General features: G+C 62.8%; 21 protein-coding genes. 6 read left to right on the top strand and 15 right to left on the bottom strand.

Annotated features, from left to right (window positions below):
• Window positions 1-22: 22 nt before the first annotated feature.
• From ACNFBR_RS03830 to leuA, 4 genes are all read left to right on the top strand, one after another.
• Window positions 23-901 carry a LysR family transcriptional regulator gene (locus ACNFBR_RS03830; protein WP_416733732.1) on the top strand — a complete coding sequence of 293 codons (879 nt, stop codon included), beginning with the start codon at window positions 23-25 and terminating at the stop codon, window positions 899-901.
• A gap of 190 nt (window positions 902-1,091) precedes the next feature.
• On the top strand, window positions 1,092-2,471 hold the full coding sequence (xseA, locus tag ACNFBR_RS03825) for an exodeoxyribonuclease VII large subunit (RefSeq protein ID WP_416733731.1): 1,380 nt from the start codon (window positions 1,092-1,094) through the stop codon (window positions 2,469-2,471).
• Window positions 2,472-2,474: 3 nt separating this feature from the next.
• Window positions 2,475-3,302 carry a peptidoglycan DD-metalloendopeptidase family protein gene (locus ACNFBR_RS03820; protein WP_416733730.1) on the top strand — a complete coding sequence of 276 codons (828 nt, stop codon included), beginning with the start codon at window positions 2,475-2,477 and terminating at the stop codon, window positions 3,300-3,302.
• A 395-nt stretch (window positions 3,303-3,697) separates the two neighbouring features.
• A complete protein-coding gene (gene leuA, locus ACNFBR_RS03815; protein ID WP_416733729.1) occupies window positions 3,698-5,371 on the top strand; it encodes a 2-isopropylmalate synthase in 1,674 nt (557 codons plus the stop codon).
• 61 nt (window positions 5,372-5,432) lie between these two features.
• Here the strand turns inward: leuA and ACNFBR_RS03810 are convergent, their stop codons facing one another.
• The 5 genes from ACNFBR_RS03810 to zwf all read right to left on the bottom strand — a co-directional run bounded on the left by ACNFBR_RS03810 (window position 5,433) and on the right by zwf (window position 9,875).
• A complete protein-coding gene (locus tag ACNFBR_RS03810; RefSeq protein WP_416733728.1) occupies window positions 5,433-6,161 on the bottom strand; it encodes a monalysin family beta-barrel pore-forming toxin in 729 nt (242 codons plus the stop codon).
• 26 nt (window positions 6,162-6,187) lie between these two features.
• The gene (locus ACNFBR_RS03805; RefSeq protein ID WP_416733727.1) at window positions 6,188-6,565 is read right to left on the bottom strand and encodes a hypothetical protein; all 378 of its coding nucleotides are present in this window, start codon (window positions 6,563-6,565) and stop codon (window positions 6,188-6,190) included.
• 442 nt (window positions 6,566-7,007) lie between these two features.
• Window positions 7,008-7,688 (bottom strand): bifunctional 4-hydroxy-2-oxoglutarate aldolase/2-dehydro-3-deoxy-phosphogluconate aldolase, encoded by a 681-nt coding sequence (locus ACNFBR_RS03800; RefSeq protein WP_416733726.1) that lies wholly within the window; start codon window positions 7,686-7,688, stop codon window positions 7,008-7,010.
• A 17-nt stretch (window positions 7,689-7,705) separates the two neighbouring features.
• Window positions 7,706-8,419, bottom strand: coding sequence for a 6-phosphogluconolactonase (gene pgl / locus ACNFBR_RS03795; RefSeq protein WP_416733725.1), 714 nt, complete (start codon window positions 8,417-8,419; stop codon window positions 7,706-7,708).
• The gene (gene zwf, locus ACNFBR_RS03790) at window positions 8,406-9,875 is read right to left on the bottom strand and encodes a glucose-6-phosphate dehydrogenase (protein WP_416733724.1); all 1,470 of its coding nucleotides are present in this window, start codon (window positions 9,873-9,875) and stop codon (window positions 8,406-8,408) included. The genes pgl and zwf overlap by 14 nt, the downstream gene beginning before the upstream one ends.
• A gap of 211 nt (window positions 9,876-10,086) precedes the next feature.
• Here zwf and hexR point away from each other — a divergent pair, with 211 nt between their 5' ends.
• Window positions 10,087-10,950, top strand: a complete 864-nt coding sequence (gene hexR / locus ACNFBR_RS03785; RefSeq protein ID WP_169725179.1) for a DNA-binding transcriptional regulator HexR — start codon at window positions 10,087-10,089, stop codon at window positions 10,948-10,950.
• Here hexR and ACNFBR_RS03780 read toward each other — a convergent pair.
• The 10 genes from ACNFBR_RS03780 to edd form a co-directional block, all read right to left on the bottom strand.
• Window positions 10,943-11,797 carry a D-hexose-6-phosphate mutarotase gene (locus ACNFBR_RS03780; RefSeq protein WP_416733723.1) on the bottom strand — a complete coding sequence of 285 codons (855 nt, stop codon included), beginning with the start codon at window positions 11,795-11,797 and terminating at the stop codon, window positions 10,943-10,945. The two genes, hexR and ACNFBR_RS03780, sit on opposite strands and share 8 nt — an antisense overlap.
• 117 nt (window positions 11,798-11,914) lie before the next feature.
• Entirely contained in the window at window positions 11,915-13,258 is a 1,344-nt protein-coding gene (locus tag ACNFBR_RS03775; RefSeq protein WP_416733722.1) for a carbohydrate porin, read from the bottom strand.
• Between the two features lie 41 nt (window positions 13,259-13,299).
• A complete protein-coding gene (locus ACNFBR_RS03770) occupies window positions 13,300-14,454 on the bottom strand; it encodes an ABC transporter ATP-binding protein (RefSeq protein ID WP_416733721.1) in 1,155 nt (384 codons plus the stop codon).
• Window positions 14,455-14,457: 3 nt separating this feature from the next.
• The gene (locus ACNFBR_RS03765) at window positions 14,458-15,303 is read right to left on the bottom strand and encodes a carbohydrate ABC transporter permease (protein WP_416733720.1); all 846 of its coding nucleotides are present in this window, start codon (window positions 15,301-15,303) and stop codon (window positions 14,458-14,460) included.
• Window positions 15,296-16,204 carry a carbohydrate ABC transporter permease gene (locus ACNFBR_RS03760; RefSeq protein ID WP_416733719.1) on the bottom strand — a complete coding sequence of 303 codons (909 nt, stop codon included), beginning with the start codon at window positions 16,202-16,204 and terminating at the stop codon, window positions 15,296-15,298. The genes ACNFBR_RS03765 and ACNFBR_RS03760 overlap by 8 nt, the downstream gene beginning before the upstream one ends.
• 145 nt (window positions 16,205-16,349) lie before the next feature.
• Window positions 16,350-17,636 (bottom strand): ABC transporter substrate-binding protein, encoded by a 1,287-nt coding sequence (locus ACNFBR_RS03755; protein WP_416733718.1) that lies wholly within the window; start codon window positions 17,634-17,636, stop codon window positions 16,350-16,352.
• Window positions 17,637-17,781: 145 nt separating this feature from the next.
• The gene (locus ACNFBR_RS03750) at window positions 17,782-19,236 is read right to left on the bottom strand and encodes an ATP-binding protein (RefSeq protein WP_416733717.1); all 1,455 of its coding nucleotides are present in this window, start codon (window positions 19,234-19,236) and stop codon (window positions 17,782-17,784) included.
• Window positions 19,217-19,942, bottom strand: coding sequence for a two-component system response regulator GltR (gene gltR / locus ACNFBR_RS03745; protein ID WP_416733716.1), 726 nt, complete (start codon window positions 19,940-19,942; stop codon window positions 19,217-19,219). The genes ACNFBR_RS03750 and gltR overlap by 20 nt, the downstream gene beginning before the upstream one ends.
• Before the next feature lie 70 nt (window positions 19,943-20,012).
• Window positions 20,013-20,972, bottom strand: coding sequence for a glucokinase (locus ACNFBR_RS03740; RefSeq protein WP_416733715.1), 960 nt, complete (start codon window positions 20,970-20,972; stop codon window positions 20,013-20,015).
• Entirely contained in the window at window positions 20,969-22,795 is a 1,827-nt protein-coding gene (edd, locus tag ACNFBR_RS03735; RefSeq protein WP_416733714.1) for a phosphogluconate dehydratase, read from the bottom strand. Before edd ends, ACNFBR_RS03740 begins: the two co-directional genes overlap by 4 nt.
• A gap of 264 nt (window positions 22,796-23,059) precedes the next feature.
• Between edd and gap the strand changes: the two genes are divergently transcribed.
• Window positions 23,060-24,061: a type I glyceraldehyde-3-phosphate dehydrogenase gene (gene gap / locus ACNFBR_RS03730; protein WP_416733713.1), complete on the top strand. Its 1,002-nt coding sequence runs from the start codon at window positions 23,060-23,062 to the stop codon at window positions 24,059-24,061.
• Window positions 24,062-24,234: the final 173 nt, after the last annotated feature.

The raw sequence follows: 24,234 nt of genomic DNA, 5'->3' as shown, positions 1-24,234 counted from the left end.
AGCCATCTCAAAAAGGCATGACATGACGTCGATCCGCCAGTTGCGTTACTTCGTGGAAATTGCTGAATGTGGCAGCTTCAGCGGTGCCGCCGAGCGGCTGTACATCGCCCAGTCGGCACTGAGCCGGCAGATCAAGGAACTGGAGCAGCAACTGGGCACGCCGCTGTTCGAGCGCACCGCACGCCTGCCGCGCCTGACATTGGCCGGCCAGGCCTTTCTGGAGCGCGCACGCCGCTTGTTGGCCGACCTGGCGCAAGCAGAGCGGATAACCCGCGACATCGGCGAAGGGTTGCAGGGCAGCCTGCGCCTGAATCATTCCAGTACCGTGCCACTGACCGGCCCCCTGCTGGCTCGTCTGGGGGGCTATCTGCGGGACAACCCGGGGGTTTCGCTGGAAATCGCGCAGCAGTCGTCAGAGGCCCAGCTGGAAGATATTGCCGCCGGGCGGCTGGATATCGGCCTGCTACGCTTGCCGGTGCTGCGCCAGCATGATGGCGTGGTGCTGCATGAACTGCTCAGCGAACCGTTGTCGTTGGCGGTCGCCGCTGGGCATCCGTTGGCCAACGCGCAGTGCGTTCAACTGGAGCAGCTGAAAGAAGAACGCTTCATTTCCATCCCGCATCGCGACCGTGGCGGGCTGAGTTATCTATCGGCTTCGTTGTGCATGGAGGCAGGCTTCTTCCCGCAAGCCGCACAGGTGCTGTCGCGCAAGACTACGCAGTTGCAGCTGATTCAGGCGGGGTTCGGGGTGGCGTTGCTGCCGGAATGCATGCGGGAGATCGCACCGGCCTCGGTCAGCTTCGTGGCGCTGGAGGGTGATTGCCAAAGCACCGTAGCGCTGGCCTGTCGGCGTGATGCAGGGCAAATGGCAAGGCAGTTCGTAACGGCCATGCAAGCATGAAGGGCCACAGGTACTGCGCCACCCTTCAGGTCGGCGCCGTGCCTGTAGGAGCAGCCTTGTGCTGCGAAGAGGCCATTGCAGCCGAGGAGGGTCTCTAGCCATACCGGCCTCTTCGCAGCACAAGGCTGCGCCTACACGGCGACAGGGCCGGGACAGACAACCGGGGCCGATGTCCTTTATGATGCCCGCCATGATCAAAGACCCCTTCGAACGACTCGGCCTGGACCGCGAGGTCCTTACCGTCAGCCAACTCAACGGCCGCGCCCGCGTGCTGCTGGAAGACGTATTCCGCAGCGTGTGGGTGGAAGGCGAGATATCCAACCTCGCCCGCCCGGCGTCCGGCCACATGTACTTCACCCTCAAGGACAGTGGCGCCCAGGTGCGTTGCGCGTTGTTCCGGCAGAACGCCACTCGGGTACGCCAAGCCCTGCGCGACGGCCTGGCGGTGCGCGTGCGCGGCAAGGTTTCGCTGTTCGAGGGGCGAGGCGACTACCAGCTGATTCTCGACACCGTCGAGCCAGCTGGTGATGGGGCCCTGCGCCTGGCCTTCGAGGCACTGAAGGAAAAGCTCGGGGCCGAGGGGCTATTCAGCGCCGAACGCAAGAAACCGCTGCCAGCCCACCCGCAACGCATCGGCATCATCACCTCGCCCACCGGCGCGGTGATCCGCGACATCATCAGCGTGTTCGGCCGCCGCGCCCCGCAGGTGGAACTGAACCTGATCCCAACGGCGGTACAGGGCCGCGAAGCGATTGCGCAGATCGTGCGCGCCATCCGCCTGGCCGACAGCCTCGGCTTCGATGCGCTGATCCTGGCCCGTGGTGGTGGCTCGCTTGAAGACCTCTGGTGTTTCAACGAAGAAGCCGTGGCCCGTGCCGTGGCCGCCTGCGTCACACCGATTGTCAGCGCCGTGGGCCATGAAACCGACGTATCGATCAGCGACTTCGTCGCCGATGTGCGCGCCCCCACACCGTCTGCCGCCGCCGAGCTGCTGGCCCCCGACAACAGCGGCCTGCAGCAACGCCTGGATGGCCTGCAACGGCGCCTGCTGCTGCGCATGCAGAACCGCCTGAGCCACGACCGCCTGCGCCTGGAGTCGCTGACTCGGCGCCTGCGCCACCCAGGCGAGCGTTTGCGCCAGCAGGCCCAGCGCCTGGACGACCTGGACATGCGCCTGCGCCGCGCCTTCATGCTCAACCTCAACCAGCGCCGCGAGCGCCTGGCACGCCTGGACACCCGCCTGGCCGCGCAGCATCCGGGGCGTAACCTGAAGCTGTTGAAGCAACGCTTGGACAGCCTGGCCGAGCGCCTGCCACGGGCCATGCGCGAAGTGCTCAAAGACCGTCGTCAGCGCTTCCAGGCGCAGCTGCAGACACTGCAGGTGGTCAGCCCGCTGGCCACCCTGGCTCGCGGCTACAGCATTTTGCTGGATGAACAAGGCCAGGCCATTCGCAGCGCCGAACAAACCCGCAATGGCCAGCGCCTGACCGCCCGCCTGAACGAAGGCGAGCTGCTGGTGCGGGTCGAAGACAACCACTTGACCCCGGTCACCCTCTCACTACTGGACTGACACATGCCCCGCCTGTTCGCGCCTCTGCTTGCCCTTTCCCTGCTGCTGCTGGCCGGCGGCGCCCAGGCCAGCTACATCACCCGCACGCTGAACAAGCCAGTCCCCGGTGGTGTGGCGGTGGTCGACCTAGGCCCCGCCGCCAGCGCGCCCAGTGCCCGTTTCGACGGCAAGCCGGTACTGGTGGTGAAGGAGCAGGACAACTGGCTGGCCATCGTCGGCATCCCGCTGACCCAGAAACCCGGCACCGCAATGCTGAACCAGGGCGGACGCGCCCTGCCTTTCAGCATCGGCAGTAAAAAGTACCCAGAGCAGCGCATCACCCTGAAAAACACCCGCCAGGTCAACCCGAACCCGGCCGACCTCAAGCGCATCGACCGCGAACTGGCCGAGCAGATCAAGGCCTACCGCAGCTTCAGCCCGAACCTGCCGAGCAACCTGATCCTCGACAAGCCGGTCAACGGCCCGCTGTCGAGCAAGTTCGGCGTGCGCCGCTTCTTCAATGGCGAAGAACGCAACCCGCATGCCGGGCTGGATTTCGCAGTGCCGGCGGGCACGCCGATCAAGACCCCGGCCAATGGCAAGGTGATCCTGGTGGGAGATTACTTCTTCAATGGCCGCACGGTGTTCGTCGACCATGGGCAGGGCTTTATCAGCATGTTCTGCCACATGTCGAAGATCGATGTGCAGGTCGGGCAGCAATTGAGCCGCGGCGAAGTGGTCGGGCGCGTGGGCTCGACCGGGCGGGCTACCGGGCCACACATGCACTGGAACGTCAGCCTGAACGATGCGCGGGTGGACCCGGCGATTTTCATTGGCGCGTTCCAACCCTGATATCGGCAGCGCCTGCTTCGCGGGCACGCCCGCTCCCACAGAAGCGGGCGTGCCCGCGAAGGGGCCAGCACCGCTGGTGTCAATTCCACTGGGTTGCGCCATCGAAAAATACCGCGCAACCATCGCTAAGCACTCTGTAAATTCCAGCCATAAAATCTCGCACAATCGTATTTTTTAAGCATTCCTCTCAATTTTCTCTGAACACTTGCCATCCCCCACCCCACTGGTTAGGGTTGAAGGCATGAAAACCTTCAGCACCCTCATCCTGCTCCGACAACATCGCAGCCTCTGCCTGGTCAGCGCCCGACTACCAGGCTGAATCGCGTCGCCTCGCCTCCTCATCTCGTTATCGCTCGGCAGGCCCGATCTCGGCCGCACACAAAAGGATTGCTTCCATGACCATGCTCAAAGACCCTTCGAAGAAGTACCGCGCTTTCCCGACCATCGACCTGCCTGACCGCACCTGGCCGTCGAAGACCATCACCCAAGCACCCATCTGGTGCAGCTCCGACCTGCGTGATGGCAACCAGTCGCTGATCGAGCCGATGGATTCGGAGAAAAAACTGCGCTTCTGGAAGACCTTGGTGCAGGTGGGCGTGAAGGAGATCGAAGCGTCGTTCCCGTCCGCCTCGCAGACCGATTTCGACTTCGTGCGGATGCTCATCGAAGAAGGCCACATCCCTGACGACACCACCATCCAGGTGCTCACCCAGGCCCGTGAAGACCTGATCGCTCGCACCTTCGAGTCGCTGCGCGGTGCCAAGAAAGCCATCGTCCACTTGTACAACGCCACCAGCCCGTCGTTCCGCCGCATCGTCTTCAATCAGGACAAGCAAGGCGTGAAGGACATCGCGGTGAACGCGGCCAAGCTGTTCGTCAAATACGCCGCCCAGCAGCCGGAAACCCACTGGACCTTCCAGTACTCGCCAGAAACCTTCAGCGCCACCGAAATGGAATTCGCCAAGGAAGTCTGCGACGCGGTCATCGAGGTGTGGAACCCTACCCCTGAGCACAAGATCATTCTCAACCTGCCGGCGACCGTGGAAGTGTCCACGCCAAACATCTACGCCGACCAGATCGAGTGGTTCTGCCGTAACGTTAGCCGCCGCGACAGCGTGATCATCAGCCTGCACTGCCACAACGACCGTGGCACCGGCATCGCGGCCACCGAGCTGGGCCTGATGGCCGGTGCCGACCGCGCCGAAGGCTGCCTGTTCGGCAACGGCGAGCGCACCGGTAACGTCGACCTGGTGACCTTGGCACTGAACCTCTACACCCAAGGCATCGACCCGTTGCTGGACTTCTCCGACATCGACGGCGTGCGCAAGGTCGTCGAAGAGTGCAACCAACTGCCGGTACACCCACGTCACCCGTATGTGGGCGACCTGGTCCACACCGCGTTCTCCGGTTCGCACCAGGATGCCATCCGCAAGGGCTTCGCCAAGCAGCAGGAAGGCGAATTGTGGGAAGTGCCTTACCTGCCAATCGACCCGGCCGACATCGGCCGCAGCTACGAGGCGGTGATCCGCGTCAACAGCCAGTCGGGCAAAGGTGGCATTACCTACCTGCTCGAACAGGAATACGGCATCAGCCTGCCACGCCGCATGCAGATCGAGTTCAGCCAGGTCGTCCAGGGTGAAACCGACCGCCTGGGCCTGGAAATGACCGCCCAGCAGATCTACAGCCTGCTGCACAAGGAATACCTCCAGGCCAACGCACCCTATGCACTGGTCAGCCATCGCCTGCAGGAAGAAAACGGCCACAGCGCCGTGGAAGTGGAAGTGGCCGGTGAAGGCGAAACCACACTGCACTGGCGCGGCAAAGGCAACGGCGCGCTGGAAGCACTGGTGGCCGGCCTGCCGATTGCCGTAGAGATCATGGACTACAACGAGCACGCCATTGGCGCAGGTACCAATGCCAAGGCAGCGGCCTACATTGAACTGCGCGTGGCCGGTGGCCGCCCGGTGCATGGCGTGGGCATCGATGAAAACATCACCACTGCAAGCTTCAAGGCACTGTTCAGCGCGCTGAACCGGTCGCTGAGCCAGCAGGAAGCCAAAGCGGCTTAAGCACTGTCGCACGCGATGAAGAAGCCCGCATTTTAGAATGCGGGCTTTTTTTTACCGCCTTTCAGTATTGACTCCCCGGACGGCTATAGGCCTTCCAGTCAAAGGCAAAGCGGCCACTATTGTTATCTACGTCGTAGCCCTGCATGAGCGCAGCGGCCTGTATCTCTTCCCACCGCAAGGGCGCAATGGAATACTTGGCCGCAACAGCCACGGTCGTTTCAGTCGCCACCGATGTCAGGAAATACAGGTCTTCCCGCTGATTGACCCGCCTGAATTTCGAATAATTGAAAAAGTCCACGTAGTTCCCCGCCGACGTAACACAATGCGCATACACATAATGCACTTGGTAGATATTGAAAACTCCGGGGCCTTCCATTTCAATTTTACGGGTATTGACCGAGGAACCATGAATGCCCTCAGTGGAACTGCTCGTCAACCTTCCACCCACTGCGCTGAGCAGAAAACCGGCCCCCAGGCCGATTTCCGTTTCCAGTGTCGACGTGAATGAGTGACTGTAGCCTTCTGTCACAGCCACTTCCTGCACATGTTTGACGCTGCTGGGTACGCGCACGGTATTCAGATGAACAAGATATGCCATGATCGGCGTGCTGTAGGTCCCCCAGTTCTGAGGCCCCAGCCGCATGTCGCCGTACACAGTCTTATCGTATACCCAACACCCTGCATTCACTGCCCCATCACTGCCGAACAGATAGTTTTCGATTTCATAAGCTCCACGCTTGTGCGGAAAGTTACCGATAGATTTGATCATCGCTTTGTCAATAAAACTCATAGGGCACCTCTTCTTGCCGGCCGTCGCTATTTATATCGATAGAAGGGAACGTCCTTAACCGATCTGTCAAACTGCAGGGCATCCTGGTGTAAGCGCTCGAGCACTGCCTGCTTGATCGACAGCCAGTCAGCAACATCAACTGCCTGTGACTCGGCGACAGCTACCAAGTTACGGGTAGCAATGGACGATACCAGCACTTGCTGCTCATTCACTTGCTCGAACGCAGCGCAAAACGCCGAGCTGTCTTGCCCGTCCGTATCACGGCAATGTGCATAGGCAATATTCACTTGGTAAATCAAGAAGGCTTGGCTGCCGCTCAAATAGATATCACGCTCGTACTCGAGGGGGTGCCCCCAGACCTCTTTCGCCGGCAATTCGGTGACAATACCGGACAGTGCGTTCATTCGATTGATTCCTTCACTCACTCGGAATGAAACACCAAGGTCCCCCACAAAGTCCGGGGCAAGCCCACACCAATAACGCTGCCGCCTGACATATTCATCCGAGCGATTTTCCTGCACCCTGGAACAATAAGAGAGGTAGGCATAGGCGGGGCGAGTGAAGCACGCTGCAGAGGCCCCACTCACTTCAACTCTGCCAAAAACCGTTTGCCCGGCAACCCACCCCCTGCCTGCACCCCAGACTCGCCGTAGAGGTAGCGTTCAATCTCATACGACCCCTTGAGTTCACATGCTTCAAAACTACTCACTGCGCCCACTCCTACAGACCAATCGAGCCACCAACCTAACGCTCGGCCAACCGGCCCATCAGCAGGAACACTTTCTTGCAGGCAAAAAAAAGGGGCGCCGACCAAGCGCCCCATAAGCCGTAAAGCACACAACAAATTCAGTTGGCGTCCAGCAGCGCCATCGCCTCCGCACTGCACGCCTCGATCCGCGCCCAGTCGCCGTTCTTGATCCAGCTGCTGTCGAGCATCCAGGTGCCACCCACGCACATCACATTGGGCAGCGCCATGTAGTTGCGCACGTTGGCCGGGTTCACGCCGCCCGTGGGGCAGAAGCGAATATCACCGAACGGGCCGGCAAATGCCTTGATCGCCGCCACGCCGCCGCTGATTTCCGCCGGGAACAGCTTGAAGCGACGGTAGCCCAGGGCGTAGCCCATCATGATTTCGGAGGGTGTGCTGATGCCCGGCAGCAGCGGGATCTCACTGTCCACACCCGCTTCGAGAATGTCCTGGGTAATGCCAGGCGTTACGACAAACTGTGCACCTGCGGCCTCGACAGCGGCGAACATGCTGCGGTCGAGCACGGTGCCGGCGCCGACGCACAACTCCGGGCGCTGCTCACGCAGCACCTGGATGGCCTTCAGGCCATGCTGCGAACGCAGGGTCACTTCCAGGGTACGGATGCCGCCAGCGGCCAGGGCATCGGCCAGCGGCAGAATGTCTTGCTCACGCGCAATGGTGATGACCGGCAGGATGCGTGCATTTTCGCAAATGGCGTCGATCCGCGCGGCTTTATCAGCCATCGAGAGCTTGGGCTGTGGGCGTTCGAGGGTGGTCATGACTGTGGATCCTTGGCTCATGGGCACCAGTAGATGTCCAGGGGGGCGTGAAGAAAAGCGCGAATCGGCATTTCAGTAAGGTCGTTGCCAGCCAGCGCGGCGCGCAGGGTAGCGAGTTTGCCCTGGCCTTGCACGGACAGCGCAATGAAGGCTGCACTGGCCAGCAGCGGGCGCGTCATCGACAGACGCTGATGTGGCACGCTCGGCGCAAGCAACGGCAGGCAGCGACGCGGGCTGGCCAGGTCCAGGCCTGGCTCCAGGTTAGGGCTGCCAGGGAACAGCGACGCGGTATGGCCATCGTCCCCCATGCCCAGCACCAGCACGTCGATCGGCGGTAGCCCGGCCAAGACCTGGTCGGCCTTGAACGCAGCGGCATCGAGGTTCTCCGCCTGTTGGTACAGGCCTACGAAGCGGGCCTTGGCCGCTGCGCCCTTGAACAGGTGGCGGGCCAGCAGGCCGGCATTGCTGTCAGCATGCTCCACCGGCACCCAGCGCTCATCGGCCAGGCTGACGGTGACCTTGGCCCAGTCCAGGCTTTCGCTGGCCAGCTTTTCCAGGAACGGAACCGGGCTGCGACCGCCAGACAGCACCACACAAGCCTGCCCCTTGGCGGCAATGGCCGCGCGCAGGCGCTCGGCCACATCATGGGCCAGGGTCGCGGACAGCGCCTTGGCATCCGCCAGATCATGCGCCTTCACGGCTGCCGGTAGTTTCAGTTCAGATATCCCCATACCACGCCCTCCCATCGCGTGTGATCAGTGCAATCGAGCTCATCGGCCCCCAGGAGCCCGCGGCGTATGGCTTGGGCGCATCGCCCGCGTTACGCCAGCCGGCGATCAACTGGTCGCACCACTTCCAGGCATACTCGATTTCGTCCTTGCGCACGAACAGGTTCTGGTTGCCGCGCATCACTTCGAGCAACAGCCGCTCGTAGGCATCCGGAATTCTTGCGCTGCGCCAGGTGTCGGAAAAATTCAGTTGCAGCGGGCCGCTGCGCAGCTGCATGCCTTTGTCCAGGCCCTGTTCCTTGGTCATCACCCGTAAAGAAATGCCCTCGTCCGGTTGCAGGCGGATGATCAGCTTGTTACCGATCTGCATACGCTGTTCCGGGGCGAAGATGTAGTGCGGCGTTTCCTTGAAATGGATGACGATCTGCGACAGCTTCTGCGGCATGCGTTTTCCGGTACGCAGATAGAACGGCACGCCCGACCAGCGCCAGTTGCGGATGTCGGCGCGCAGAGCGACGAACGTTTCGGTGTCGCTCTGCGCGTTGGCATTGTCTTCTTCCAGGTAGCCCGGCACCGGTTTGCCTTCGCTGTAACCTGCAATGTACTGACCGCGCACCACGCGGGTGCTCAGGCCGTCGCCGGTGATCGGTGCCAGGGCTTTGAGTACCTTCACCTTCTCGTCGCGGATGGCATCGGCGGACAGTTCGCTGGGCGGGTCCATGGCGATCAGGCACAGCAGCTGCAGCAGGTGGTTCTGAATCATGTCGCGCAGCTGGCCGGCCTTGTCGAAGTAACCCCAACGGCCTTCGATGCCGACCTTTTCCGCGACGGTGATCTCCACATGGGAAATGGAATTCTGGTTCCACTGGGTTTCGAACAGGCTGTTGGCAAACCGCAGGGCAATCAGGTTCTGCACCGTCTCTTTGCCCAGGTAGTGGTCGATGCGGTAGACCCGGCTTTCAGGGAAGAACCGTGCCACGGCATCGTTGACCCGGCGCGACGACTCCAGGTCGTGGCCGATAGGTTTTTCCAGTACCACGCGCGTGCGCGGGGCCAGCCCGGCCTTGTCGAGGTTTTCGCAGATTGCCCCGTATACCACGGCTGCCGTAGCGAAGTAGGCGATCAACGGTTGCTCGCCTGGCAGTCGTTCGGCCAGGCCCTGGTAGCCCTCGGCCTGAAGGAAGTCCAAGTGCTGGTAGTGCAGCCGGGCGAGGAAGCGCCCCAGCGCAGCAGGCTCGATATCGGCCTCGGGCACATGGCGGCGCAGGTGTGCCTCGATACTGTTCAGGTGCTCCTGCGCACTGCCGGCCTCGCGGGCCAGCGCCAGCAGGCGGGTGTCCGGGTGCAGCAAGTTGGCCCGGTCGAGCTGGTAGAGCGCAGGAAACAGCTTGCGCAATGCCAGGTCGCCGAGGGCGCCAAACAGGGCAAAGGTGCAAGGTTCGACACTGATCGCAGCCATGATGTTGGTTCTTTCCTAAAGTTGGTCTAGGAATACCGCTTTCACATACGGTTTTCAAGGGATAATGTAGTAAAAACCACAACATTACACACAAGTGTTACAGACAAGTGGTACGCCAACCGCACCGACAGTACGATAGACGACCGTGCAAAAAGCCTGCTGCTTCCACAGCCGGCTGTCTTCCCGACCCAAGGACACACCCATGGACCGCGTGCGAAACCTCCTGGAACAGATCCAGGGACGCCTCGACGAGCTGAACAAGGCCGAACGCAAAGTCGCCGAAGTCATCTTGCTCAACCCACAACAAGCCACCCGTTTCAGCATCGCTGCGCTGGCCCAGGCGGCCAAGGTCAGCGAACCGACCGTCAACCGCTTCTGCCGCTCGTTCGGCGTCAGCGGCTACCCCGAGCTCAAGCTGCAGCTGGCGCAGAGCCTGGCCAGCGGCGCCGCCTATGTCAGCCGCGCGGTAGAGGCCGACGATGACCCGGCAGCCTACACCCAGAAAATTTTCGCCAGCGCCATCGCCTCGCTCGACGGCGCCTGCCAGCAACTGGACCCGCAGCAGGTCAGCCGGGCGGTGGACATGATGATCCAGGCCCGGCAGATCCACTTCTTCGGCCTCGGTGCTTCGGCCCCGGTGGCCCTGGATGCGCAGCACAAGTTCTTCCGCTTCAACCTGGCGGTGTCGGCCCACGCCGACGTACTGATGCAGCGCATGCTGGCCTCGGTGGCGCATACCGGTGACCTGTTCGTGATCATTTCCTACACCGGGCGCACCCGCGAGCTGGTCGAAGTGGCGCGCCTGGCTCGCGAAAACGGCGCCTCGGTACTGGGCCTGACCGCCGCGGGCTCGCCGCTGGCCAATGCCTGCAGCCTGAGCCTGCACATCCCGCTGCCGGAAGACACCGACATCTACATGCCGATGACCTCGCGAATCATCCAGCTGACCGTGCTCGATGTGCTGGCCACCGGCATGACCCTGCGCCGCGGCGTGGACTTCCAGCCGCACCTGCGCAAGATCAAGGAAAGCCTCAACGCCAGCCGCTACCCGATCGAGGACGACGAACTCAACTGAGCCGGTGCGCCTGCAAGCGCAGGTGCGCACGCTGACCTGGCGCCAGGCTCAGCCCCTCACCACTGCCGCTGGTAGCCTCGACACAGACGAAGCGCTGGCTCTCGCGCCCGCTCACGCCCATCAGCGGGCGATTACCCGGGTGCCAGACCACGGTGTCGTCGCTGTCTCCGGTGTCGATGCACAGCTCGCGCTGCCAGGCCGGATCCTGCAGCTGCACGCGCGGTGTGCCCGGGTAGACCTTCTGGCAGCCGCCCCTGAGCTTCAGCGCGCCCTCTTCACGGCAGGTCTGGCGGCTGAGGCGGTCGTAGCCTTCGATATCCTCCAGCCCAGACAGCGCTATCTCAGACACGTCACTGATGCGCCAGTAAGCCAGCAGCGCATGGCTCAGCTGGCAGGGTTCGCTGTCCTGGTGCTCGGTACTCAGGCTCAGCTCCATGCGGCTGCCCAAGCGGGCATGCAGGTCGACCTGCCAGTCGCACAGGTCCAAGCGCCATTTCAGGGTCACGCCCTCCTCGTCTTCGCGGCTGTCCACCAGCTTCCAATCCAGCAACCTTGCCCAGCCGTGGGCCGGCCACAGGTCCTCGCTGGGGTGGCGGCCATACCACGGCCAGCACACCGGCACGCCCCCACGGATCGCTCCCACCTGCGGCCATTGCTCGGCGCACCACAGCCACGGCCGCTCACCCGCCGGTTGAAAGTGCAGCAACTGCGCACCCTGGCGGCTGAATACCGCCTGGCAACGGGGATGATCGATGATCAGCACATCGCGCTGCTGGTAACGCTCCCACTCGAATGTCGGCCGTGGCCGCTGCGAGGAAAAGAAGCGATGGAGCGGATGTTCAGGCATGGTTCAGAGCTCTTGTTGTTTGAGATAGCGCTGTCTCGGCCTATCCCCGACAACCACTGCAGGCCAGTGGGTGCCGGGAACCGAAAATGGATTGGCGTAAATTTACAACAATTGCCCTCAGAATGACGACTGAATCTTCAAGCCTGCGACCAGCGCGTTATCCACCTCGTCCACCCCGCCCGGGCTTTTGATGTACTGCAGGTTAGGCCGCACGGTCAGCCAGTTGGTGACGTGGAAGCCGTAATAGAGCTCGGCGTTGTACTCGGTGCGCTGCAGCGGCACGAAGCCTGGGTTGTCGTAATCGCTGATGCCGCTCTGGGCATTGAGCAGTTCGGCACGCTTCTTCACGTCGTCATTCACATGAATACGTGCCACGCCAAAACCGATGTCATCCTTGGGGCGAGCGTCGAAGGCGCCTTTGTAGACCAACCCCACCTGCTGGTAGTTGTCGACCACGTTGGTGGCCTTGTCATGCACGGTGAAGTTGGCGAACAGGCTGAGGCCACGGTTGACGTCGCCACCCTGAGCGGTGACCTGCTGCTGCGCCACCACCCACCAGCCGTGCTTGCTGGAATGCGACTTGAAAGCCTCGCCGCTCAGCGCCTGCGGGTTGCCGTTGACGTCGTCGAACACATCGTCGGCCTTGGCCGTGCTGTAGTAGTAGCCCAGGCGGTACTCGCCCGGCAGGCCGTTGACCTTGGGTGACCACACCGCTTCCACCGGCAATATCGCTCCCTTGGTGCCGCTGCCGCTTAACTTGAAGCCGTTGCCGGTTTCCAGGTTGGAGGGATTCTGCTCGAAGGCACCGACCTGCACGAAGAATTCCGGGGTGATGTTGTACTTCACTCGCAGCGCCCACTGGCTGACCGGCCAGTTGTACCAGATGCCGCCGACCCAGTTGCCCACCTGGGAGCCGCAGAAGGCCAGGTTCTGGAAGTCGCAAGGGAAGCTGTTGAAGTCTTCGCCCTCGCCGAAGCGGCCGAATTTCACATCCAGCGCGCCGTCGAAGTACTTCTGCTTGACCCACATCTGGCTCAGGCGCCAGGTCTGGCCACGGCCCCACACCTCCTGCACCGAGCTGAACTGCCCGGCGCGCGGGTCGCTGATGCGGTCGTTGGACAGGTTGCGGCCGCTGCGCTCGGTGATTGCCAGCTTGAACTCGGCATCGTGCCAACCGAAGATTTTCTGCAAGTCCAGGTGTGCGCCAAGGGCGAACTGGTCGCTGTAGCGTGCCGTCTTGTCGTCGTTGTAGCCACCGTGCAGGTTGCCGGCCACCTCGCCGACGTAGTCGAGGGTGAAATCGTAGCCCTTGTCCAACAGCTCGGTACGGGTGCCGCCCCAGTCGCCGGTCATCCATTTTGATTCGCTGGAAAAGGCCTCGGCAGCCTGAGCGCCGTTGCTGCCGACCACGGCAAGCAGGGCCAGCGATGCCAATGTCCTGATACGTTTGCGCTGTTCCATCCCTTTACGTCCTCTTTTTTCTTATTGGTGGTGTAGACGAGTCAACGGCCTTTGAAGTGAGCCACGTTGTCCTTAGCGGTTGTGGCAGTGCTGGCCAGGTGCACGCGCTCGCCGCTTTCGGCGTCGAACAGCAGCACCCGAGCCGGGTCGAATTGCAGGTTGAGGGTGTCCCCCACCCTGCACGCCACATCCGGCGCCAGGCGGCAGCACACCTTGGTTTGGTTGAGGGTGACGAACACCAGCAGGTCCGGCCCGGTGGGTTCGGTAACCTGCACCTCGGCGCGAATGCCCGGCAAACCATTGCCCTCTGCGGCACCCAGGGCAATTTGCTCAGGACGGATGCCCAGAATGATTTCGCGGCCATCGAACTCGTCAGCGGCCATTCCCAACGGCAGCTCGCAGCGCGCCTGGCCGCTGTCGAGCAGCGCCAGCAAGCGGCCATCCCGCCTGGCCAGGCGCACCGGAACGAAATTCATCGGCGGCGAACCGATGAAGCTGGCGACGAACTGGTTGGCCGGGTCGTTGTAGATCTGCTGCGGGGTGCCGAACTGCTGGATGATGCCGTCCTTCATCACCGCCACTTTGTCGCCCAATGTCATGGCCTCGATCTGGTCATGGGTGACGTACACGGTGGTGGTCTTGAGACGCTGGTGCATCAGTTTCATTTCGGTGCGCATCTCGACCCGCAGCTTGGCGTCGAGGTTGGACAGCGGTTCATCGAACAAATAGATCTTCGGCCGCCGCGCCAGCGCCCGGCCCATGGCCACGCGCTGCTGCTGGCCACCGGAAAGCTGCACCGGCTTGCGCGCCAGCAGGTGCTCGATCTGCAGCAGCTTGGCCACCCGCGCCACTTCCTCGTCGATGGCCACCTGAGGCAGCTTGCGGATCTTCAGGCCGAACTCGATGTTCTCACGCACGCTCATGGTCGGGTACAGCGCATAGGACTGGAACACCATGGCGATGTCGCGGTCCTTGGGGCTCATGCCACTGACGTCCTGCTCATCGATGAGAATCGCGCCGCCGGTGATCTGCTCCAGGCCCGCGATGCAGTTCATCAAGGTGGACTTGCCGCAGCCAGAGGGGCCGACCAGGATCAGGAACTCGCCGTCCTTGATCGACAGCTGGATGTCCTTGAGGGTGTCCGGCAGGCCGCTGCCGTAGGTTTTGTTCACATTGCGAAGTTCGAGCGTTGCCATGGCTTACCCCTTGACCGCGCCGGCTGTCAGCCCGCGCACGAAATATTTGCCTGCCACCACGTAGACCAGCAGGGTTGGCAGGCCGGCGATCATCGCCGCCGCCATGTCGACGTTGTATTCCTTGGCCCCGGTGCTGGTATTGACCAGGTTGTTCAGGGCCACGGTGATCGGTTGCGAATCGCCGCTGGAGAACACCACGCCGAACAGGAAGTCGTTCCAGATCTGGGTGAACTGCCAGATCAGGCAGACCATGATGATTGGCGTCGACATCGGCAGGATGATGCGGTTGAAGATGGTGAAGAACCCGGCGCCGTCCAGCCGTGCAGCCTTGACCAGCGCATCGGGAATGCTCACGTAGAAGTTGCGGAAGAACAGTGTGGTGAAGGCCAGGCCGTAGACCACGTGTACCAGCACCAGGCCGCTGGTGGTGCTGGCCAGGCCAAGCTTACCGAGGGTGAACGAGGCCGGCAGCAGCACGGTCTGGAATGGCAGGAAGCAGCCAAACAGCAGCAGGCCGAAGAACAGCTGCGAGCCACGGAAGCGCCACATCGACAGCACATAGCCGTTAAGCGCACCAATGGCGGTGGAGATCAGCACCGCTGGCACGGTGATCATGATCGAGTTCCAGAAGTAGCCGCTGACTGTGCCCCAGGCCTTGACCCAGCCAATGCCAGTGATCACCTGCGGCCAGCTCAGCAGGTTGCCGGTGCTGATGTCTTCCGGGCTCTTGAAGCTGGTCAGGAGCATTACCACCAGCGGCACCAGGTACAGCAGAACAGCGATCAGCAACAGTGCGTGGATGGCGATGCGGCTCGGACTCAGCGGTGTTTTTCCGACAGGGCTATGCATGGCGTTTGCTCCGCAGCTCCGAGTACAGGTAAGGCACGAGAATCGCCAGGATCGCGCCGAGCATGAGGATGGCGCTGGCCGACCCCATGCCCATCTGGCCGCGGCTGAAGGTGAACGAGTACATGAACATCGCTGGCAGATCAGACGAGTAACCCGGGCCGCCCGCCGTCATCGCCGCCACCAGGTCGAAACTCTTGATGGCGATATGCGAAAGGATCATCAGCGCGCTGAAGAACACCGGGCGCAGGCTGGGCAGCACCACGGTCCAGTAGATGCGCGGCAGGCTGGCACCATCCATCTGCGCAGCGCGGATGATCGACGGGTCGACACCACGCAGGCCGGCCAGGAACATCGCCATGATGAAGCCCGAGGCCTGCCACACTGCGGCGATCACCAGGCAGTACACCACCCGGTCGGGGTCGATCAGCCAGTCCAGGCGAAAGCCCTCCCAGCCCCAGTCGCGCAGCAGCTTGTCCAGGCCCATGCCGGGGTTGAGCAGCCACTTCCAGGCGGTGCCGGTGACGATCATCGACAGCGCCATGGGGTACAGGTAAATGGTGCGAATGAAGCCCTCGCGGCGGATGCGCTGGTCCAGCAGCACCGCCAGCAACACACCGATGGCCAGGCTGATGGCGATGAACAGGCCGCCGAACACCAGCAGGTTCTTGCTCGCCACCCACCAACGGTCGTTGTCGAACAACCGGGCGTATTGCGCCAGGCCCGCCCATTTGTAGGTGGGCAGGAAGGTCGAGGTGGTAAAGGACAGGACGAAGGTCCAGAGGATGTAGCCGTAGAAGCCCACCAGGACGATGAACATGCTGGGCGCCAGCACCAGTTTGGGCAGCCAGCGCTGAAGCGCGTCCAGGGGTGAGGCCCGCAGTTGGGCGGTCGTTGTGGTCATGGTTCAGATCCCCGTTCAGGAACGGCACGCACGCTTGTGTAGGAGCAGCCTTGTGCTGCGAAGAGGCCATTGCAGGCACAGCAACGCCTCAAGCCAGGGGGCCTATTCGCAGCACAAGGCTGCTCCTACAGGATGATTGCCAGCTTTACTGGGCAGCCTTGATCGCCGCTGCCAGCTTCTTCGCCGCATCGGCCGGGTCGGCCTTGGGGTCGTTGATGTAGTTGGTCACTACGTCGAAGAACGCGCCCTGCACGGCCAGCGTGGTGGCCATGTTGTGCGCCATGCTCGGCTGCAGGCCGCCATTTTTGGCGTCGGCCAGGAAGTCACTGGCAGAGCGCTGCGCACAAGCATCGAAGCCATACTTGCCCATGTCGGCAAGCATGTCGTTGCGCACCGGGATCGAACCCTTGTTGCTGCTGAAGACCTTCTGGAAGTCCGTACCCAGCACTTTGCGGGCGATGTCCTGCTGGCCGGCAGAGGTGCCGGCGTTGTTCTGCTTGAACACCACCAGCGAGTCGATGTTGTAGAGGAAGGCCTTGTCGGTGCCGGGGAACGGCACACACTGGTAATCCTTGCCGGCGGTTTTCTTCGCCAGGGTCCATTCGCTCTTGGCCCAGTCGCCCATGATCTGCATGCCAGCCTTGCCGTTGATGACCTTGGCCGCTTCCAGGTTCCAGTCCTGACCTTTGCCATCCGGGTCCATGTAGGTGGCGACCTTTTTCAGTTCGCTCAGCGCCTTGACCATGTCCGGGCCGGTCAAGGCCGCGTCGTCGAGGTCGACCATGGCCTTCTTGTAGCCATCGGCGCCCATCACCGCCAACACCACGCTTTCGAACACGGTGCTGTCCTGCCACGGCTGACCGCCATGGGCGAGCGGGATGAAACCGGCGGCCTTGAGCTTGTCGGCGGCGGCATAGAACTCATCGAGGGTGGCTGGCGCCTTGTCGATGCCAGCTTGCTTGAAGACTTCGGGGTTGATCCACAGCCAATTGGTACGGTGGATGTTTACCGGCACGGCGACATAGTCACCGTCGTACTTCACGGTGTCGGCGACCTTCTTGTCGAGCAATGTGTCCCAGTGCTCGGCCTTGGCCACATCCTTGAGCACATCGCCGTCGAGCAGGCCGGTGGCCGCCCAATCCTGGATGTCTGGCCCTTTGATCTGAGCGACGCCCGGCGGGTTACCGGCTACGGCGCGGCTCTTGAGCACGGTCATGGCCGTGGCACCGCCACCGCCAGCGACAGCGCCATCCTTCCACGTGAAGCCGTCTTTCTCGACCTGGGCCTTGAGCACATCGACGGCCGCTTTTTCACCACCGGAGGTCCACCAGTGCACCACCTCGACACTGCCTTTGGATTCGGCAGCCTGGGCGCTGAGCGGGAGTAAGGAAGCCAGGGAGATTGCGGCAGCGAGACGGAGCGAGGGGTTCATCGAAGCACCTTTCTTGTTGTTATACCGTGCAAGTCGGTCGCTTGCGTTACATGAAGTCTAAACAGACTGCCCGCCCCTCCAGGTAACGAAGCGATGCATCAATGTCATCGTTTGGTTACATTGCCGGCGCAGGCAACGCAGCGTTTCACTCCAGGCCCCGCGGCAGGTACAACGTCACCCGCAAACCACCCTCGCGCAGGTTCAGCAAGCTCACCTCGCCCCCATGGCTATGGGCAATATTGCGCGCAATCCCCAACCCCAGCCCATACCCCTGCTGCTGCCCGGCCAAACGGAAATGCGGCTCGAACACCTGCTCCAATTGCTGCTCTGGCACTCCCGGCCCCTGGTCGTCCACCTGCAGCACAAAGCCCTCGGCACTGTCGATGATGCGCAGCCGCGCCCGCTCGCCATACTTGATGGCGTTGTCGATCAGGTTGCCGATGCAGCGGCGCAATGCCAGCGGCTTGCCCGGATACGCCGCCAGCGCTTGGCCCTCGACGGTGATGCGGCCATCGCCCAGGTAAGGCTCGGCCAGAATGTCCAGCACCTGATTGAGGTCGACTGGCTCGATGTTTTCGTGGATGTCGGTGTCTTTCACACACTGCAGGGCACCTTTGACCAGCAGCTCCAGCTCATCCAGGTCCTGGCTGAACTTGGCCTGCAAGCGCTCATCCTCCAGCAGTTCGACACGCAGGCGCAGGCGGGTAATCGGCGTGCGCAGGTCATGGGAAATGGCGCTGAACAGCTGACTGCGCTCGGTCAAATAACGGCTGATACGCTCGCGCATGCTGTTGAACGCCCGGCTAACCTCGACCACTTCGCTGCCACCCCCTTCGGCCACCGGCGCCACGTCGGCGCCCAGCGACATCTCCCGCGCGGCCCGTGCCAGGCGCTTGAGCGGCCAGCTCTGCCAGTGCACCAGCAGGCCGATGAACAACAGCAGCAAGGCGGTGGTGAGCACGATGAAACCGATCTGCTGGCGTGGCAGGCGTTCTGCCTCCAGGCTGGTATAGGGTTCGGGCAGCAACGAGGCGATGTACAGCCACTCGCCTTCACCCAGGCGGATCTGCGTCACCAGCACCGGTGGGTTGAGCGGCTCCAGGGTCAACGAGTAATGCGCCCAGGAACGTGGCAGTTCGTCGAGCTTCAGGCCACTGTTGAAGATGCGCAGGTCGTCAGGGGCGACGAACTCCACGGAAATGTCCATCTGCGGCCCCAGGCGCTCGTGCAGCACCTGCTGGAACACGTCGATCACCGCCTGCTTGCGCGGGGTGATGGGCAGTACCGGCATGTCCAGTGGCTTGGCATTGAGCGACACGAAAAAGCGCGTGCCGCCCATGCTGCGCAGTTGGTCGAGCACCATCGGCCGATAGGCCACCGGCAACGAGCGGAAGTAACTGACACTGGCACTCATCGAGTGAGCCAGGCTGCTGGCACTGGCACGCAGGCCCTGCAACTGGCTGGCACGCAGTTGGGCAACCCAGATGATGCTCGACAAACCTTGGGCCAGCAGCACCACCAGCAGGGTCAGCAGCAGCATGCGCCCCAGCAGTGAGCGCGGCAGCAAGCGCCAGCGCCGCTCAGGGCGCACTGCAGACATGCGCCGCCAACAGGTAGCCACTGCCGCGCACGGTGCGGATCAGCCGGGGTGGTTTGTCGGTATCGCGCAGGCGCTGACGCAGGCGGCTGACCGCCATGTCGACGATGCGGTCCAGCGGCATCGGCTCGCGACCACGGGTGGCGTTGCCGATGGTGTCGCGGTCGAGAATCTGCTGCGGATGGTCGAGGAATAGCTTGAGCAGGGCAAAGTCGGCGCCGGAAAGCATCACCTCTTCACCGTCGTGATGGAACAGACGGTGGCTGACCGTGTCCAGGCGCCAGTCATCGAAGGCCAGCACCGCACCGCCCGGTGCCGTCTGGCCGAATTCGGCGCGGCGCAGCAAGGCCTTGATGCGCGCTTGCAGTTCGCGGGGGCTGAACGGTTTGCCCAAATAATCGTCAGCGCCCAGCTCCAGGCCGATGACCCGGTCGGCTTCGTCGGAGCTGGCGGTGAGCATGATGATCGGCACCCGCGCCTGGCGCGGATGCTGGCGCACCCAGCGACACAGGCTGAAGCCGTCTTCGTCGGGCAGCATGACGTCGAGGATGACCAAGTCGCAGGGGGTACTTTCCAGGGCGCGGCGAAAACCCTTGCCGTCGGCTTCGGCATGCACCTGGAAGCCGGAGCGGCTCAGGTAGGTTTGCAATAGTTCGCGTATTTCCTGGTCGTCGTCGACCATCAGGATCGATTTGCCGGCAGTGCTCAAGGTGGTCCGTCCTCTTGTTGATTGCAGGTCTTCGTTGCCTGCTTTTAGCTGGGCCGCAAAGCGGCCTCAGTCAGTGATCCAACGCCTGCTGCAAGGCCACCCCGGCCCCTAGCAACCCGGAAAACTCCGCCGTCACCAGCCACACGGGCACGCCAGCAAAATAACCACTCATGCAGCCCTTGTCGGCGAAGCTGGCGGCAAACCCACTGCGCAGGAACAGCTCGGCAAAGCGCGGAATCACCCCGCCAACAATATAAACCCCTCCCCGCGCGCCCAGCGTCAGCACATTGTTACCCGCCACGCGCCCAAGGAACCGGCAAAACTGTTCGACCACCGCCAGCGCTCGCGGCTCGCCGCCCAGTGCCGCATCGGTGATCTGCGCCGGGGTCTGGTGCCTGGGTGTATCACCGTCCAGCGCACAGATCGCCTGGTACAGCCGCACCAGGCCACCACCGCTGAGCACGGTCTCGGCACTGACATGGCCGATCTGGCCATGGATCTGTTGGTGGATCGCCGCTTCACGGGCATTGCCCACCGGCAGGTCCACATGCCCGCCCTCACCCGGCAGGGCTTGCCAGTGCTGCTCGCCGAGGCGCAGCAGCGAGCCCACGCCCAGCCCTGTGCCAGGCCCGATCACCAGCGCCGGCCGCAAGGGGTCGGCCTGGCCAGGGCATACTTCACGGAACTCCCCTTCGCGCAGGCGGGTCATGCCCAGCGCCATGGCGGTGAAATCGTTGATCAGTAACAGTCGCTCGACCTGCAAGGTCTTGCAGAAGGCCGTGCGGCTCAGGCGCCAGTGGTTGTTGGTAAAGCGAAATTCATCGCCATCGACCGGCCCGGCCACCGCCAGGCATACGGCCGCCAACCCGCCACGGGCGATACCCTGGCCTTCGAGGTAAGCTTCAATGGCCTGCTCCGGGCTGGTGTAGTCCGCAGTGGCGAAAACCTTTACCTCATGCAACTGGTTGTCACGCCACAACGCGAAGCGGGCATTGGTGCCGCCGATGTCGCCAACCAGCAGGTCCTTCATTTGAGGTTCTCCAGGGCCGAGGTAAAGGCACTGGCGCCCTGCTCTGCCGGGCTGAACGCCATGCGCATGAAGCCGAACAACTCTCGCCCGCAACCCAGGTCATTGCCCTGGGGCGCTGGCGGCAGGTCGCGGCTGGCCAGCTCCTCGGCCGACACCATGACCCGCAGCGTGCCTTCGACACCGTCGACCCGCACGATATCACCATCGCGCACCCGTGCCAGCGGGCCGCCGTCATAAGCTTCGGGGCAGACATGGATGGCCGCCGGGATTTTGCCCGAGGCGCCCGACATGCGACCGTCAGTCACCAGCGCCACCTTGAAGCCACGGTCCTGCAGCACACCCAGGAATGGCGTGAGCTTGTGCAGCTCTGGCATGCCGTTGCAACGCGGGCCCTGGAAACGCACCACGGCGACGAAGTCACGCTCCAGCTCACCGGCCTTGAACGCATCGGCCAGCGACTGCTGGTCATGGAACACCCGCGCCGGGGCCTCGACCACCTGATGCTCGGCGGCGACGGCGGACACTTTCATCACACCACGGCCCAGGTTGCCTTCCATCACCCGCAGGCCACCTTCGGCCGAGAACGGCCGCGCCACCGGGCGCAGGATGCTCTCGTCCAGGCTCTGCCGCGGTCCTTCGCGCCACACCAGCTTGCCGTTGTCGAGGAACGGTTCCTGGGTGTAGCGCCGCAGGCCGTGGCCGGCCACGGTGTTGACATCTTCGTGCAGCAAGCCGGCATCGAGCAGCTCGCGGATCAGGAAGGCCATGCCACCGGCAGCCTGGAAGTGGTTGATGTCGGCCTTGCCGTTGGGGTAGACGTGCGACAGGGTCGGCACCACTTCGGACAGGTCGGCCATGTCCTGCCAGGTCAGCTGAATACCTGCCGCCTGGGCAATCGCCGGGATGTGCAGGGTGTGGTTGGTTGAACCACCCGTGGCGTGCAGGGCGACGATGGAATTGACCAGCGCCTTCTCGTCGACGATTTCGCCCAGCGGCATGAAGCTGCCACTGGCCTTGGTCATGCGCGTCACCTGCTGCGCGGCCTCGGCGGTGAGGGCATCGCGCAGCGGCGTGTACGGGTTGACGAACGAAGCGCCTGGCAGGTGCAGACCCATCACTTCCATCACCAACTGGTTGGTATTGGCAGTGCCGTAGAAGGTGCAGGTACCGGGGCTGTGGTAGGAATTCATCTCCGACTCCAGCAGCTCTTCGCGGCTGGCCTTGCCTTCGGCATAGCGCTGGCGCACGTCGGCTTTCTGCTTGTTGGAGATGCCGGACACCATCGGCCCACCCGGGACGAAGATGGTCGGCAAATGGCCGAAGCGCAGCGCGCCCATCATCAGGCCGGGGACGATCTTGTCGCAGATGCCCAGCATCAGGGCCGCGTCGAACATGTTGTGCGACAGCGCTACCGCAGTGGACATGGCGATCACTTCACGGCTGGCGATCGCCAGCTCCATGCCCGGCTCGCCCTGGGTCACGCCGTCGCACATGGCCGGCACGCCACCGGCGAACTGGCCGACCGAACCGACCTCGCGCAGGGCCTGCTTGATCTGCTCGGGGAAGTGCAGGTACGGCTGGTGGGCAGACAACATGTCGTTGTAAGCCGAGACGATGGCCACGTTGGCCGCGTTCATCAGGCGCAGCGTCTGCTTGTCTTCGCTGCCGCAACCGGCCACGCCGTGGGCGAAGTTGGCGCACTGCAGGCTGGCACGCATGGGCCCTTCACTGGCCGCGCCGCGAATCAGTTGCAGGTAGCGTTCGCGGGTGGCACGGCTGCGCTCGACCAGCCGCTGGGTGACCTCAAGGATGCGCGGATGCATGTACTGGACTCCAGGCTAATTGTAAGGGCGGTTTACCGGGCATTTCCCCTCCAAACGATTGCGGCCTAGGCTCAAGGTTGGGAGCCCGCTGCATCGGTGGAGGCACGTCGCCCAACCACTCGTTGTATGTTTAAACAAAATACTGCCACTAAAAAGGCTTGTTTTCTATCAGCCAGTGAATAATCTTGTAATTCCAACAACAAAACCGTTTCAGTGAAGCTCCTTTGTGCCACAGGTTTCACTCGGACTGCCAGAGGTACTGCCATGACCCTTCGCATCGCCATCAATGGATTCGGCCGCATCGGGCGCAACGTCCTGCGCGCACTGTATACCCAAGGCTACCGCCAGGACTTGCAGGTCGTCGCCATCAACGACCTGGGCGACAGCGCCATGAATGCCCACCTGCTCAAGTACGACAGTGTGCACGGCACCTTCGACGCCTGCGTCGAGGCCGACCACGAAAGCCTGACGGTCAATGGTGACCGCATCGCGGTCAGTGCCATCCGCAACCCGGCCGAACTGCCCTGGAAGGCCGAAGCGATCGACGTGGTGTTCGAATGCACCGGGCTGTTCACCGACCGCGCCAAGGCCGCTGCCCACCTGGCCGCAGGTGCTGGCAAGGTGATTGTCTCGGCGCCGGCCAAAGGTGCCGACGCCACCGTGGTCTACGGGGTCAACCATGACATCTTGCGAGCCTCGCACCAGGTCATTTCCAACGCCTCCTGCACCACCAACTGCCTGGCGCCGATCGCCCAGGTACTGCACCGCGAGTTCGGCATCGAGCAAGGCCTGATGACCACCATCCACGCCTACACCAACGACCAGGTGCTGACCGACATGTACCACAGCGACCCCTACCGCGCGCGCTCGGCCACCCAATCGATGATCCCCAGCAAGACCGGCGCCGCCGAGGCCGTGGGCCTGGTGCTGCCGGAGCTGGCCGGCAAGCTGACCGGCATGGCGGTGCGGGTGCCGGTAATCAACGTGTCGCTGGTGGACCTCACCGTCAACCTCAAGCGCGAGGCCACGGCCGAGCAGGTCAACCAGCTGTTCCTTGAAGCCAGCAAGCATTCCAAGGTATTGGGCTACAACGCCTTGCCGTTGGTTTCCTGTGATTTCAACCACAACCCGCTTTCGTCCATTTTCGATGCCAACCATACCCGGGCCAACGGGCGCATGCTCAAGGTGCTGGCCTGGTATGACAACGAGTGGGGGTTCAGCAACCGCATGCTGGATAACTGCCTGGCGCTGAGCAACGCCCGGTGAGTATGACGGGGCATTTCGGGTGCCCGTGAGTCGAGCGCCGCCCGCGCGGCGCATCGCGAGCAAAGCTCGCTCCTACATTTGTTTCGGGCCAGTATCGCCTGTGGCAGGCGCGCGCGACCGCCTGGTTTGTACGACGCGATATCGAGCCATGCGCCAAAGGGCCGCGCGCCCTT

The sequence above is a fragment of the Pseudomonas sp. NY11955 genome, assembly GCF_048068035.1.
In the GTDB taxonomy this organism is placed as follows: domain Bacteria; phylum Pseudomonadota; class Gammaproteobacteria; order Pseudomonadales; family Pseudomonadaceae; genus Aquipseudomonas.
The sequence above is the reverse complement of the archived record's forward strand: the minus strand, read 5'-3'. Positions and strand labels throughout refer to the sequence as shown.

Excerpts from the sequence above, each read along its gene's own strand:
- ACNFBR_RS03780 (WP_416733723.1), bottom strand. The coding sequence starts at position 11,797 with ATGCCTGAACATCCGCTCCATCGCTTCTTTTCCTCGCAGCGGCCACGG.
- ACNFBR_RS03755 (WP_416733718.1), bottom strand. The coding sequence starts at position 17,636 with ATGAACCCCTCGCTCCGTCTCGCTGCCGCAATCTCCCTGGCTTCCTTA.
- ACNFBR_RS03770 (WP_416733721.1), bottom strand. The coding sequence starts at position 14,454 with ATGGCAACGCTCGAACTTCGCAATGTGAACAAAACCTACGGCAGCGGC.
- xseA (WP_416733731.1), top strand. The coding sequence starts at position 1,092 with ATGATCAAAGACCCCTTCGAACGACTCGGCCTGGACCGCGAGGTCCTT.
- ACNFBR_RS03740 (WP_416733715.1), bottom strand. The coding sequence starts at position 20,972 with ATGAAGGACCTGCTGGTTGGCGACATCGGCGGCACCAATGCCCGCTTC.
- ACNFBR_RS03810 (WP_416733728.1), bottom strand. The coding sequence starts at position 6,161 with ATGAGTTTTATTGACAAAGCGATGATCAAATCTATCGGTAACTTTCCG.
- ACNFBR_RS03800 (WP_416733726.1), bottom strand. The coding sequence starts at position 7,688 with ATGACCACCCTCGAACGCCCACAGCCCAAGCTCTCGATGGCTGATAAA.
- ACNFBR_RS03830 (WP_416733732.1), top strand. The coding sequence starts at position 23 with ATGACGTCGATCCGCCAGTTGCGTTACTTCGTGGAAATTGCTGAATGT.
- pgl (WP_416733725.1), bottom strand. The coding sequence starts at position 8,419 with ATGGGGATATCTGAACTGAAACTACCGGCAGCCGTGAAGGCGCATGAT.
- ACNFBR_RS03805 (WP_416733727.1), bottom strand. The coding sequence starts at position 6,565 with ATGAACGCACTGTCCGGTATTGTCACCGAATTGCCGGCGAAAGAGGTC.
- ACNFBR_RS03765 (WP_416733720.1), bottom strand. The coding sequence starts at position 15,303 with ATGCATAGCCCTGTCGGAAAAACACCGCTGAGTCCGAGCCGCATCGCC.
- ACNFBR_RS03775 (WP_416733722.1), bottom strand. The coding sequence starts at position 13,258 with ATGGAACAGCGCAAACGTATCAGGACATTGGCATCGCTGGCCCTGCTT.
- zwf (WP_416733724.1), bottom strand. The coding sequence starts at position 9,875 with ATGGCTGCGATCAGTGTCGAACCTTGCACCTTTGCCCTGTTTGGCGCC.
- leuA (WP_416733729.1), top strand. The coding sequence starts at position 3,698 with ATGACCATGCTCAAAGACCCTTCGAAGAAGTACCGCGCTTTCCCGACC.
- ACNFBR_RS03750 (WP_416733717.1), bottom strand. The coding sequence starts at position 19,236 with ATGTCTGCAGTGCGCCCTGAGCGGCGCTGGCGCTTGCTGCCGCGCTCA.
- ACNFBR_RS03760 (WP_416733719.1), bottom strand. The coding sequence starts at position 16,204 with ATGACCACAACGACCGCCCAACTGCGGGCCTCACCCCTGGACGCGCTT.
- ACNFBR_RS03820 (WP_416733730.1), top strand. The coding sequence starts at position 2,475 with ATGCCCCGCCTGTTCGCGCCTCTGCTTGCCCTTTCCCTGCTGCTGCTG.
- gap (WP_416733713.1), top strand. The coding sequence starts at position 23,060 with ATGACCCTTCGCATCGCCATCAATGGATTCGGCCGCATCGGGCGCAAC.
- edd (WP_416733714.1), bottom strand. The coding sequence starts at position 22,795 with ATGCATCCGCGCATCCTTGAGGTCACCCAGCGGCTGGTCGAGCGCAGC.